The organism is Silvimonas soli, assembly GCF_030035605.1.
Lineage (GTDB): Bacteria > Pseudomonadota > Gammaproteobacteria > Burkholderiales > Chitinibacteraceae > Silvimonas > Silvimonas soli.
On record NZ_CP106736.1, the window covers coordinates 1,841,171 to 1,854,449 of the forward strand.

A 13,279-nucleotide genomic window follows, 5' to 3' on the forward strand; every position below is an offset into this window, starting at 1 on the left:
GTTCGTCAAGGCGCGAAAATTTGGCGGCAAATCAGGGCAGGGAACAGTCTGGTTTTTATGGTCTGTGCCTGCGTCGACGCGGTTTTCGGCACGAATGCATATTCGTGGCCATCTCTTGGGCCCGAAAAAATACGCTACCACCGTCAGCAATTTTTACGTCATGCGCCGAGGCCAACCCCTCAGGCGGGTAAACCGTTTTGTCCTAATTGAATAGGAGGTCAACAACATGCCAACGCAATCAGAACGCAGGAACCAGCGTCAGAAAGAACTGAAAGAAAAAATCGATTTGGTCTTGGAAAAACTTGCGGCCAGGGGCATCACTGGTGAAGCGTATGACGAGATCGCAAAAAAAATCCAGTACCTGTCCATCTTACTATGCTCGCGGGCGAGCTGGAAATGAGCAGGGCTGGGGGCCGCGCTATCCAATCCGCTACCGCAAACAAACGAAAACGACAGTAGTTGCATCGCTTCTATTCTGATGCTAAATTTAACCCGTTACCCAAGAAGCATATCGACGGCTTCTTCCGTGGTTCAACGCCACAACCCATTATTGCTACCACGACATCAACACGGCCAATAGTTGCGTTTTGATCTCGCCTGCCTTTGAGACAGTTTGCCCCACTGCAAACTATGTTCTCTTCGCCCCTGCCCCGCCAAAGCCTGAAAATTTATTTCAGCAAGCCTTCACGGCTGGTTATTCAACCAAACCGTAAATTCCCGAATACACCGCTTCACCCTCCTTGGCCCGATTGTGGCCCACTAGCCGCTGCGCACGGCAGACCAAATCGATCCCCCTTCGCATTTCCCCCGCGCGATTATTCGCGCCTTAAACCTCAATAGAAACATGGAGTGCGCTTTTCGCTCACTCCGGCTTCTTCTGCCAGGCATCAGCACACCTTAATGCCATGCTGACCTCTCTCCTGGATTGTCTTGCATAAGTGGTTTCACAAGCCACTGTCCTGGACGTGCCCCCGTCCCGCTCACTGTCGACAACTCGAACAGTCACTTCTCCATACCCCTTCCACAGAACCCTGCAATTCAGCCCGGTTATCACAACGGGTTCAGACCTCATCTCATCACAGCACGGTTCATGGGCGGAAGGGCGTCCGATTTTCTTTGTATCACCCAACGGAGAGAAATGTGGCAAATCGACCATCCAAGACACGGCGGGAACGCAAGGCATTGCTAAATGCTGTAACTGCAAGCAAGGCATCCAGGACCAAGGTTAACTATGCACACTGGACCAATCGTTTGTGGAACCTGTTGAAAGAGCGCGGTCACGACTTGCGCTTCCCGGAAAAGGTCCCTGAAACCGAAATGATTGCAATAGTCAAAATTTATGTCTCGCGACTAGAAGGCCTGAGTGTGCGAAGCATTCACAACCAACTGGCCGCCATACGGAAGGTCTTGGCACACTGGGGTTTCTCTAGTCTTGCCTCACCGACCCACCCAGTGTTGAACAATTTGGCACTCCTGGGCAAAACAGCATCCCGCGTTTCCACGCGCCGACCCTGCAATGATCTTCGCTTTAATGAAATCATGCTTCAGGCGGAAACACTTCGGCTCCCTCAAGGTGTCATCGCCATCATTGGCCTGCAGCGATATCTTGGCTTGCGTGCCACCGAGGCATTGATGAGCGCCAATAGCCTCGCGACCTGGTTACATCGTGCACGTACAAATCAACCTCTTCATATCATCTACGGGGTCAAAGGGGGGCGGCAACGGTTCGTGAACTTGGCCCCAGATAATCGCGAAGGGGCTTTGATCTGGATTGAGCGCGCACAACGGGTCGCCAAAAAACAGCACAATCGACTCATGGTTAATGATCGGCTCAAGCACGCAGATAACACCTACCACGAACACTGCCGCAAAGTCGGTCTTGCTAACCCAGCAGGCCCCCATACCTTGCGTTACAGGTGGGCGACAGCCCAGCTGGATCATTACCTCAACACGGCAAATCTCTCTTTACGTGAAGCCAAAGCGGCAGTGGCGCTTGATCTGGGGCACGGAGAGGGCCGCGGAAATGAAATTTGCGCACGCTACTGCCGCGAGTACCTGATCAAACATGGACTTTTGGTACCACGAAAGCCAGCAACCGAATTAGCCATACCAATGCATTTAAAAAATGAGGTTGATTGAGCAATTGCTTAGCCCCGACATGCTGAACATCGGACACCCATGTCTAGCAGCACAACAAAATAAAAAAGCCGGCAGACAATGCCGGCTTTTTTATTTTTCACGCTTAACTAAAGACTGGCACCGTCACGTGCCCCATTCGCTCGCGACGCACATCACGCCATCCCTGATTTTTTCTCAGTGTTTTCTGGCATTCTGCGAAGTTGCGTCGCAACATGAAGCAGCAGCGACATTCATTGCGTCGCGCTGCCAATCCGTAAATCCATTCAAGGTAGCCATGCATTTCTGGCAGGTACTGACCAATTTCGGCGATTCAGCACTGCTGCTTCCGGTGGCCGTTGTGTTGATCGGCTGGATGCTCTACGAGCAAGCCTGGCGCTGCGCATCGATCTGGGTGGCGTTGTTTGTTCCGGCCATGGTTCTGGTAGTGGCTACCAAACTGGCCTTTCTGGGTTGGGGCATCGGCATCGAAAGGCTGGATTTCACCGGATTTAGCGGGCACACCACGCTCTCAATGGCGATCTATCCGGCGCTAGCAGTGTGGATTGTGCAACGCATGCATCCGCGCAATCATCTTCGTGCTTATGTATTGGGCTGGCTGTTTGCACTGGTGATTGGCGTGTCCCGGTTGACGCTGAACAAGCACTCGCTGTCCGAGGTGGCCGCGGGAGTGGCTCTGGGCACGGCGGTGAGCCTGACCTGGACATGGCTGTCGGCGCTCGATTCCCGGCCCAGCCACCACTTTGTGCTGGCGGTTGGCATTCTGGCGATGCTGATCGGCGGGCTGCATGGAGAACGGGCACCCACGCAGGGGTTTATTGCGCGGTGGGCGATATCGATGTCGCATCGTCCGGTGCCCTATAACCGCTATACCGCTTGGCCGGGCAGCCATCCGCACCACTTCTCACCGAGCAATCCGGCTTACGACCGTTTTCCTGGAAAAACACCGCAAACCGAGTAATGGCGCGCTCTCGTCGGCTCGGTGGCGGGTTTTTGTCGTGCTCATTCCAGCCAGAATCCCGCATACTGTTGTCATAAATTGAACTGCGGAGACCAGCGTGTCCCAGAACCGTATTCAGGCTTTGCGCAAACAGCGCGCGTGGACTCAAGAGCAGCTAGCCCAGTGTAGCGGCCTGAGTGTGCGCACCATCCAGCGTATCGAAAATGGCGAACCTGCCGGGGCGGAAACACTGCAAGCCCTGGCTGCAGTGTTTGAAGTGCCGGTTCAGGATTTGCAGGAATCCGCCATGGCACCGCCGCCCTTGTCGGCCAGTGCAAGTCCGCCAGCAGATGCTCCGGACCCACAAGCCGCATCGCAAGAAGCAGAATTGCGCGCCCAAGTTGAGCGGGAAGCTCGCTTCTGGGGGCAGATGCAGCGATTCGGCGCCTTGTTGGTGGTTTTACTGATCATCAATCTGCTGACCAGCCCGAGTTATTTGTGGGTGAAATGGGTGGCATTAGGCTGGGGTTTGGCGCTGGTGTCGCGAGCTTTGCGGGTATTTCAACTATTTGGCGGGTTCGGGCCGGTCTGGCAAGAGCGCCGTTTACAACGTTTAAGGGCCAAAACATGAGCAACACAACCGCCGTCAACCAGCGCCCGAAACTGCGCACCGGGCTGATTATCGAGATTCTGGTCAATTTTGTGTTGCCGTGGCTGGTTTACCGCCAGGTTGAAGCGCAGTGGGGCTCACACAACGCCTTGCTGGCCTCGGCCGTTCCGCCTGTGTTGTGGAGCGTACTGGAGCTTGTTCGCCATCGTCGCCTCGATGCGCTGAGCCTGCTGGTCATCGCCGGGATTGTGCTTTCGGTGGGCGCCGTGGCGCTCGGTGGCAGCCCAACCTTGATGCTGATGCGCGAGTCCTTGATTACCGGCGCCTTCGGCCTGGCATTTTTGATCTCCGCCGGTTTGCGCCGCCCGCTGATTTATTATCTCGCCCGCGCCACCGTGGCACGGGAAAAGGGCGATGCCATGGTCCGCTTCGAGCAATATTGCACTGATGGCAACGGCAAAATCGCCCGCTGGCTGATTGTGATGAGTCTGGTCTGGGGCGGCGGTTTGCTGGCCGAAATGGCACTGCGGCTGTGGCTGGCGCAAACCTTGCCGATCGAGCGTTTTCTGTTGGTTTCGCCGTGGTTGAGTTACGGCATCTATGCCGCGCTGGGCGGCTGGACCTGGTGGTATCGCCGGCAGTTGCGCAATCGCCATCAGCGGCAAGAAGCAGGCACGTTGGCGCAAGTGCAGCCCTGATCTATCTCCCGTCCTGTTCCAACGCACCCTTTATAAAAAAGACCCGTCCATATTGGCGGGTCTTTTAACTGGGCGCTGCACTCAGCAACGCAATTTCTGGATTATCAACACGTAGCCCGGATGAAGCGTAGCGAGAATGCGGGGCATGTCGGCCCGAGGGAGCCGGGTGATTCGTTGATGCATTGTCACCCCGGATTCTCGTTAACACGCCATCCGGGCTACGGGTTTGGGAGCATCACCTTAGGCAACGCACACTCTGGATTACCAGCCCCAGAACATCAGCCACCAGCTGGTATCAATCAACGCCAGCGCTCCGGCAAACACCAGCCAGGAAGCTGTTTTTTGCCCGATGTTCGCGCTGTAGCGGCGCAACACGCCAGCGGCCAGCCACAGGCTCCACAGATTGGCCAAGGTGAGCATGGTGATACGCACCGGGCTGACCCACAGCAACGACACGCCTTCCGGCTTGAGAATGGTGATCGATGTTGCGGACAAGCCGAGAAACAATCCACAGCCCGCCAGCGGAATCAGCGCCAGTGCCAGATGGTGAAAGCGCCGGGTGTCCCAACGCCCCAGCAAACGATTGGCAACGGCCAGAATGGTACTCAGCGCAGTGCCCAACGCCAGACCGATGGCCACAATCCATGCCACCACCAACGAGCCGTCCAGCAAGGTAAAGACGTCGTTTTGCTGCGGATAATTGGTAAAGATGAACCACGGCAAGGATTTTTCTAGCGGCCACATGATGTTACGGTTGATCAACCACTCGGCAATGCCTTGCTTGAGGTCAACCATCCACGGGCTGACTGTCCACTGGAACGCGCCAATGGCCAGACCGAGCATGCCAAACAGCAGCAAAATGGTTTGCCAACCGGCGTCTTTAGTCGGGCCAACTTTGACGATTTCTTCGCTGGCCGAGCGCGCAGTCAGCTCGATTGCATCGCGGTGACCGCTGCAACGGCCACACATATGGCATTCCGCATTCCCTTCCATATGCCGGATGGGCACCAGCGGCGCACAGACAATGGGGATCACTTTCTTGCCGTGGTAAGACCTCTTCCAGGCGTCGCCATTCACCTTGAAATGCACCGGTGCCAAGCGAGACAGCATGTTGAAGACGCCGTTGACCGGGCACAGATATTTGCACCAGGCGCGTCGGTCACGCGCATACAAAAAGCCGATGATCATGGCAGCAACAGTGGAGCCGCCCAAGACCACGATCACTGCTTTGGGATATTGGTAAACGCTGACCATCTGGCCGTAGATGGTGGTGCCGGCAAAGGCCACAAACGGCCAGCCGGACCAGCGAATCCAGCGCGGCAAAGGCAGGTTAAGACCAAAGCGGCTGGTGAACTCTGACAACGCGCCTTCCGGGCAGAGCACGCCACACCACAAGCGGCCAAACAGCACCATGCTCAGCAACACAAACGGCCACCAGATGCCCCAGAACAGGAACTGCGCGAATACCGTCAGATTATTGAAGATGCGCGCGTCGGAATCCGGCAGCGGACTGATCACCGGCAACACCAGCAAGCCCACGTAGAACACCACGACGACCCATTGCGCCGCGATAATCGCGCCACGATGCCGGGCCAGCCAGTTCCCGGCTTGGGCCAACAGGGTTTGAGTTGGAGTGCTACTTGACGCTTGCTGCATTGCTGCTGCCTTTCTTTTCCGAAGATGCGCATCTTACCGGCATGCGAATCATTTCGAACTGTAAAACCTGCCGCTTAACCGCCAGGATGACTGGCAATTACTTCGCGATGATCTTGCCTTTGGCGGTGGTCTGATGGAAATCGTCAAACCAGGTGTATTCGCCAGCGGACAAGGGCGCGAGAATCACGGATGACGTCACGCCAGGGCCGAGCACCTTTTCTTTGCGCAACTGCGTGCTTTCAAATTCCACTGCCTGGCTGCCGGTATTTGAAACCACCACACGAATCTTCTTGCCCGTCGGCACAACCAGTTCGGTTGGCGACGCTTTGCCGTCTTTGAATTCGATCTTGATTTCGTATGGCTCTTCCGCCCAGGCGGTCGCGGTTAACGCAGCGCTAGCCAGCGCTAATGCCAACAGATGTTTACGCATCTTGTATTTCCCCTTGCCCGCCGCAGGTGGCAGGCATTGCCAAATCTTGCAAAGTCAAAACCATCGCCCGCAAAGCATAAAGGGCACGCAGCCGGATCAGCCGCGCGCCCATGGGCAAAAACCAGAGCCGGATCATGTCCGGCCCGGCTTAGCTCAGGCTTAGTAACCGCCCTTCTTGCCTGTGCCTGCGAAGGTGAACTCGTAGTCGTTGGTGATGGTGTCAAACCATGGACCAACGCCGGTTTCCTTATCCACATGGCGGCCAAAATGCGCCATCGGGTTCTTGGATGGCGGCAAAATGGTGAGCTTGAGTTTGTACTTGCCTGGTCCGAACAGTTTGACGTTATCGCCGTAATGCGGGCCGTCATCGGCCACCATGGCCATCATGTCGCCAGAGATTTTCTGATTGGTGCCCACTTTGGTGACTTCATACTTCACCAGCAGCGCCGGCATCCATTCGCCTTCAGCAAAACCGTTCGGGTTGTGCTTGAGCGCGTGGATATCCGCCTCCAGGTGAATGTCCGACTCTTCGGCTTTGCGCATCATGCCTTCCGGATCCATCTTGATCGGCTGCAGATACACCGCACCGATTTCCATGCCGCCTTTGAGCAGCGGCTTGCCAATCGGATATTCAGCGGCAAAGGCTGATGCAGCCAGGGTCAGCGCAGCAACAGCGCCAGCCAGAATCGAAACACGCATTGTGAACCTCATCGGAAAATTGAATTAATTATCAATTGAGAAGCATTATCATTTCACGAATGATGCCTGACCGTGTCGCTTAGCTCAAGTGCTCAGTAACAAAAATGTTTGATCCGCATCAGATTTCCTTCGGAGGAGGTCTGTGGCAGCCCGTAGCCCGGACTGGGCTCTCCAGCGAGGGAATGGCGAAGCACGGTAAGTGACTGGCTATTTCTGCCCACGCCGCCCGATATCCGCAATTCCCCACCGTTCACCTCACTCTTTTTGGGCAATGCATCGCACGCGCCGTGACGCCCCGGCCCTGCTCCCCGTATAATTCACTCCTTTTGACCGACTTTTTTCCCGGACCAAGCCATGCAAGAGCAATACATCCCGGCAGAAGTAGAAGCCGCCGCGCAAAGCGAGTGGGAACAACACCAGACAGACCGTGCCCTTGAGGACACTTCCAAGCCCAAGTTCTACTGTCTATCCATGTTCCCCTACCCGTCCGGGAAGCTACACATGGGCCACGTGCGCAACTACACCATTGGTGATGTGCTCAGCCGCTACATGCGCATGAATGGTTTCAACGTGCTGCAGCCGATGGGCTGGGATGCGTTCGGCATGCCGGCAGAAAATGCGGCCATCAAAAACAAGGTCGCCCCGGCCAAGTGGACTTACGAAAACATCGATTACATGAAGATCCAGTTGAAATCGCTGGGTCTGGCGATCGACTGGGAGCGCGAAGTCGCCACCTGCAAGCCCGATTACTATCGTTGGGAACAATGGCTGTTCACCCGCCTGTTCGCCAAAGGCATCATCTACAAGAAAAGCGGGATGGTGAACTGGGACCCGGTCGACCAGACCGTGCTGGCCAACGAACAAGTGATCGATGGCCGTGGCTGGCGTTCGGGCGCGCTGGTAGAAAAGCGCGAAATCCCGATGTATTACTTCCGCATCACCGATTACGCCGAACAACTGCTGCAGGATCTGGACCAACTGGGCGGTTGGCCTGAGCAAGTCAAAACCATGCAACGTAACTGGATCGGCAAGAGCTTTGGTGCCGAAGTGGCGTTTGATTATGACGTTGCCACCACCGGCGAAGCCGGCCAGCTCAAGGTCTACACCACCCGCCCCGATACGCTGATGGGCGCGACCTACGTGGCTGTAGCGGCCGAACACCCGCTGGCGACCCTCGCCGCAGTGAACAAGCCAGAACTGCAGGCGTTTATCGCCGAGTGCAAATCCGGTTCCGTGGCCGAAGCCGATGTCGCCACCATGGAAAAGAAAGGCATGCCGACCGGGCAGTTCGTAATCCATCCTCTGACCGGCGAAAAACTGCCGGTGTGGATCGCTAACTACGTGCTGTGGGGCTACGGCGAAGGCGCAGTCATGGCCGTACCTGCGCATGATGAACGCGATTTTGAATTCGCCAACAAATACAGCCTGCCGATTGTGCAGGTGTATGCGCCGGTTAATGGCGAGAACAATTTCGACGCCAAGGTCTGGCAAGACTGGTACGGCGCCAAGGATGACTCGATCCGTACCATCAATAGCAGCAAGTACGACGGCAAAGATTACCAAGGTGCGTTTGATGGCATCGTGAGCGACCTGGAAGCCGGTACTCACGGCACCAAGCGCACCCAATATCGTCTGCGGGACTGGGGTATCAGCCGTCAGCGTTACTGGGGCTGCCCGATCCCAATCGTCCACTGTGCCGATTGCGGCGATGTGCCGGTGCCAGAAGACCAGTTGCCCGTCGTGTTGCCAGAAAACGTCGTTCCCGATGGCCGTGGCAACCCGCTGGCGCGCATGCCAGAGTTCTACGAAACCGCCTGCCCATCCTGCGGCAAGCCAGCCAAACGTGAAACCGACACCATGGATACGTTCGTGGAGTCGTCCTGGTATTACGCCCGTTACACGTCGCCTGATGCCGCCACCGGCATGGTCGACGAGCGCGCCAAATACTGGCTGGATGTCGACCAATACATCGGCGGCATTGAACACGCCATCCTGCACCTGTTGTACGCGCGCTTCTTCCACAAACTGATGCGCGACGAAGGTCTGATCCACACCGACGAGCCGTTCCGCAACTTACTCACGCAAGGCATGGTGATTTGCGAAACGTTCTATCGCGAACATGACGACGGCAAGAAAGACTGGATTGCCCCGGCTGACGTGGAAATCGAACGCGATGCCAAGGGCAAGATCATTGGCGCGACGCTCAAGAGCGATGGCCTGCCAGTGGTAGTCGGCGGCATCGAGAAGATGTCCAAATCCAAGAACAACGGTGTTGACCCACAAGCGCTGATCGAGAAATACGGCGCGGACACCGCCCGCTTGTTCATGATGTTTGCCGCACCGCCAGACCAGAGTCTGGAATGGTCTGACGCCGGTGTGGAAGGTGCTTATCGCTTCCTCAAGCGTTTGTGGAAGCTGGTCAACGATCATGTTGCAGGTGGCGTCACCACGGCGTATGCCGGCGGCGAATTGTCAGCAGAACTCAAAGCATTGCGCTTTGCCTTGCACAGCACGATCCAGAAAGTGAGCGATGACTACGGTCGCCGCAAACAATTCAACACCGCCATCGCCGCAGTCATGGAGTTGCTCAACGCCTTGAGCAAGCAAGCAGGCAGTGATGCCAGCGCGCGGGCAGTGGCACAAGAAGTACTGGAAACCGCCGTCAAGTTGCTGTCGCCCATTGCACCGCACGCCACCAACGCACTGTGGGCAGCGCTGCGCCCGGACTCACGCCTGGCCGAGCAAAGCTGGCCGGTGGTCGACGAAACCGCACTGGTACAGGACGAAATCGACATGGTCGTACAAGTGAACGGCAAGCTGCGCGCCACGATTCGTGTATCCAAAGACGCCAGCAAAGAAGCCATTGAAGCGATCGCGCTGGGTGACGAGAACGTGCAACGCTTTGTGGAAGGCACGCCGAAGAAAGTTATCGTGGTACCGGGTCGACTGGTTAATATCGTCGCCTGACCCATCAACCCCGTCCAACAACCACCAGGGTTTTACGCAATGACTGCAACGCTGCGCCGCCTGACGGCCATTTTACTGATTAGCCTGCTGGCGGCCTGCGGCTTTCATTTGCGCGGGCAAGGCCCGAATTCGGGCTTTGCTTACCCCACGGTGTATGTGGAAGGCAAAGGCGGCGTCGCCCAGCAGTTGCGGCTGTATCTGCCGCTGCTGCCTAACGTCAAGTTGATCAAAGACGCCACACAAAAAGATGTCGCCAAGATTGCCATCCTGAACGAGAGCACCAACAACGCCGTGCTGACTATTAATAGTGCAGGCCAGGCTACGGAATACAAGACGTCGTTTGTGGCCACCTTCAGCGCCTTCCGCCCCGATGGCACTGCCATTATGGAAAGCCAGCAAGTGACGCTGTCGCGCAGTTACTCCTATGATCCGAACAACCCGATTGCCATGACCGGTGAATCCAACCGCTTGGTCAAAGACATGCAGCAGGATGCCTCGCAACTGATCCTGCGTCGTATCAACGCTGTTGCTACACACGGCGACAATGCGCAGTGATGATCTGGCCCGCCACCTGAAAGGCGGGCTGGCGCCGCTTTATTTGCTGCATGGCGAAGAAGGGTTTCTCACGCTGGAATCGGCCAACGCCATTCGCGAAGCGGCGATGCGTAACGGCTTTAGCGAGCGTGAAGTGCTGACGGTGGAAAGCGGATTTTCCTGGAGCCAGCTCGGCCACATCGGCAATTCTTTCTCGCTGTTTGCCGAGAAAAAACTGGTTGAATTGCGCATCCCTACCGGCAAGCCCGGCGTGGAAGGCGCTAAAGTGCTAGAAGCCTATGCCGCTCGCCTGCCGCAAGACACTGTCACCGTCATCCAGTGCCCCAAGCTGGATCGTACCGCCCAGAATGGCAAATGGTTTCAGGCGCTGAGCCAGCACGGCGAAGTCATCGAAGCCAAGCCCATTGAGCGCACCGCATTGCCCAACTGGATTGCCGCGCGCATGACGGCTCAGCAACAATCGCTGGAACCCGATGCCATGCGCTTTCTTGTCGACCGGCTGGAAGGCAACCTGTTCGCGGCGCATCAGGAAGTACAAAAGCTGGCGCTATTACATCCCGCCGGAACGTTGACGTTAGAGCAAGTGCGCGAAGCAGTGGCCAATGTTGCCCGCTATGATGTCTTCCAGATGGGCGAAGCGCTGCTGGCTGGCGACGCTACGCGCTTTGTGCGCATGCTGGATGGCTTGCGGGCCGAAGGCGAAGCACCGCACCTGGTCTTGTGGGCGCTCGCCGAAGAAATTCGCGCACTGTGGCGACTGGCTCAAGGCCGCGCCAACGGTGCCAATATGGCACAGCTATATAAAGAAAACCGGGTGTGGGGTGCCAAGCAAGGCGTGGTAGACAAAGCACTCAATCGCGTAGGCGGAACCGAACTGCGAGCCGCGCTCAGTACCGCAGCAAAAATCGATCAGATCAATAAAGGTGTCGGCCAAGGTGATGCCTGGGACGAATTACTGAACATGTGCCTGCCCTTGCTCAAATAGGCCCGAGCCATCTCGGGCATTGCACTGCAAATATCTGCCTCACACTCGACCCAACGCCAGATAGCTTGGCCAGAACATAACAAATACGTGAGAGATTCGACGATGAAAGAACAGATTCTGGTCAATATCACCCCGCAAGAAACGCGCGTGGCGACGGTTGAAGACGGCGTGGTGCAGGATATCCATATCGAGCGCAGCACCCATAGGGGGCTGGTCGGCAACATCTATCTGGGCGTGGTTAAACGTGTCTTGCCAGGCATGCAGAGTGCCTTTATCGAGATCGGACTGGAACGCGCCGCGTTTCTGCATATTGCTGACGTGATCGAACAACGCCAACATCCCAACGAAGAATTGCGCATTGAGCGTCTGGTGCACGAAGGCCAGCCCGTGGTCATTCAGGTCATTAAAGACCCGATCGGCACCAAAGGTGCCCGCCTTTCCACCCAGATCAGTATTGCCGGCCGCTTCCTGGTGTTTCTGCCGCAAGAAACCCACATCGGCATCAGCCAGCGCATCGAGAACAACGACGAACGCGACCGTCTGCGTGCCCGACTGGAAAGCCTGCTGCCACCGGGCCACCTCGGCTATATCATCCGCACCTCGGCCGACCATGCAACCGATGCCGAACTGCTGGCCGATATTGACTACCTGAACCTGATCTGGGCCGACATCCGCCAGAAATCACAAACCCAACCGCCCAAATCGTTGCTGTTCCAAGACCTCTCGCTGCAACTGCGTACGTTGCGCGACATGGTGAACAGTGAGACCGAAGAAGTATTGGTGGACTCTCGCGAGAACGTGCAGAAGATGCGCGAGTTTGCTCAGGCTTTTGTGGCCGACGTATTTCCTCGCGTACAGCATTATTCGGGTGAACGCCCGCTGTTTGAACTGTATGGCGTAGAAGCAGAGATTGAACGCGCACTGGCCCGCCGCGTAAATCTGAAGTTTGGTGGCTACCTGATCATCGATCAAACCGAAGCCATGACCACCATCGACGTCAACACCGGCGGCTTTGTCGGACATCGTTCGTTTGACGACACCATCTTCAAAACCAACCTGGAAGCCACCCACGTCATCGCCCGCCAGCTGCGCCTGCGCAATCTGGGCGGCATTATCATTGTCGACTTCATCGACATGGACAATGACACCCATCGCAACGCCGTGATGGACGAACTACAAAAAGCCATCGGCCGCGACCGCACCAAAGTAACGGTCTCCAATTTCACCAGCCTTGGCCTGGTTGAAATCACCCGCAAACGCACCCGCGAAAGTCTCGCCCACGTACTCTGCGAGCCCTGCCCCACCTGCCAGGGCCGGGGCCAGATCCGTACCGCCGAAACAGTCTGCTACGAAATCCTGCGTGAAATCCTGCGCGAAGAACGCCAGTTCAAAGCCCGCGAATACCGCATCCTGGCATCGCAAAACGTAATCGACATGTTCCTGGACGAAGAATCCGCCAGCCTCGCGCAATTAGTAGACTTCATCGCCAAGCCGATTTATTTGCAAGTTGAGACGGCATATACGCAGGAGCAGTTTGATGTGGTGTTGATGTAACCACTTCACGCAATCACTTCACGGGACCAAAAGGGTGACGCCCGTTTCC

General features: G+C 56.5%; 12 protein-coding genes. 9 read left to right on the forward strand and 3 right to left on the reverse strand.

Annotated features, from left to right (window positions below; all coding sequences use genetic code 11):
• The first annotated feature begins 226 nt into the window (after positions 1-226).
• From N7220_RS08435 to N7220_RS08455, 5 genes are all read left to right on the forward strand, one after another.
• The gene (locus N7220_RS08435; protein WP_283151008.1) at positions 227-400 is read left to right on the forward strand and encodes a hypothetical protein; all 174 of its coding nucleotides are present in this window, start codon (positions 227-229) and stop codon (positions 398-400) included.
• Between the two features lie 740 nt (positions 401-1,140).
• Positions 1,141-2,139 carry an integrase domain-containing protein gene (locus N7220_RS08440; protein ID WP_283151009.1) on the forward strand — a complete coding sequence of 333 codons (999 nt, stop codon included), beginning with the start codon at positions 1,141-1,143 and terminating at the stop codon, positions 2,137-2,139.
• The gene (locus N7220_RS08445) at positions 2,126-3,097 is read left to right on the forward strand and encodes a phosphatase PAP2 family protein (RefSeq protein ID WP_283151010.1); all 972 of its coding nucleotides are present in this window, start codon (positions 2,126-2,128) and stop codon (positions 3,095-3,097) included. The genes N7220_RS08440 and N7220_RS08445 overlap by 14 nt, the downstream gene beginning before the upstream one ends.
• A gap of 97 nt (positions 3,098-3,194) precedes the next feature.
• A complete protein-coding gene (locus N7220_RS08450) occupies positions 3,195-3,707 on the forward strand; it encodes a helix-turn-helix domain-containing protein (protein ID WP_283151011.1) in 513 nt (170 codons plus the stop codon).
• Entirely contained in the window at positions 3,704-4,384 is a 681-nt protein-coding gene (locus N7220_RS08455; protein WP_283151012.1) for a VC0807 family protein, read from the forward strand. The genes N7220_RS08450 and N7220_RS08455 overlap by 4 nt, the downstream gene beginning before the upstream one ends.
• Before the next feature lie 261 nt (positions 4,385-4,645).
• Here the strand turns inward: N7220_RS08455 and N7220_RS08460 are convergent, their stop codons facing one another.
• The 3 genes from N7220_RS08460 to N7220_RS08470 form a co-directional block, all read right to left on the reverse strand.
• A complete protein-coding gene (locus N7220_RS08460) occupies positions 4,646-6,040 on the reverse strand; it encodes a 4Fe-4S binding protein (protein WP_283151013.1) in 1,395 nt (464 codons plus the stop codon).
• A gap of 97 nt (positions 6,041-6,137) precedes the next feature.
• On the reverse strand, positions 6,138-6,470 hold the full coding sequence (locus tag N7220_RS08465) for a cupredoxin domain-containing protein (protein ID WP_283151014.1): 333 nt from the start codon (positions 6,468-6,470) through the stop codon (positions 6,138-6,140).
• Between the two features lie 159 nt (positions 6,471-6,629).
• Positions 6,630-7,169: an iron transporter gene (locus N7220_RS08470; RefSeq protein WP_283151015.1), complete on the reverse strand. Its 540-nt coding sequence runs from the start codon at positions 7,167-7,169 to the stop codon at positions 6,630-6,632.
• A gap of 354 nt (positions 7,170-7,523) precedes the next feature.
• Between N7220_RS08470 and leuS the strand changes: the two genes are divergently transcribed.
• The 4 genes from leuS (at position 7,524) to rng (ending at position 13,230) form a co-directional block, all read left to right on the forward strand.
• Positions 7,524-10,136: a leucine--tRNA ligase gene (gene leuS / locus N7220_RS08475; protein ID WP_283151016.1), complete on the forward strand. Its 2,613-nt coding sequence runs from the start codon at positions 7,524-7,526 to the stop codon at positions 10,134-10,136.
• Positions 10,137-10,175: 39 nt separating this feature from the next.
• The gene (locus N7220_RS08480) at positions 10,176-10,691 is read left to right on the forward strand and encodes an LPS-assembly lipoprotein LptE (protein ID WP_283151017.1); all 516 of its coding nucleotides are present in this window, start codon (positions 10,176-10,178) and stop codon (positions 10,689-10,691) included.
• Positions 10,681-11,676 (forward strand): DNA polymerase III subunit delta, encoded by a 996-nt coding sequence (holA, locus tag N7220_RS08485; RefSeq protein WP_283151018.1) that lies wholly within the window; start codon positions 10,681-10,683, stop codon positions 11,674-11,676. The genes N7220_RS08480 and holA overlap by 11 nt, the downstream gene beginning before the upstream one ends.
• Before the next feature lie 102 nt (positions 11,677-11,778).
• A complete protein-coding gene (rng, locus tag N7220_RS08490; protein WP_283151019.1) occupies positions 11,779-13,230 on the forward strand; it encodes a ribonuclease G in 1,452 nt (483 codons plus the stop codon).
• Positions 13,231-13,279 lie beyond the last annotated feature (49 nt).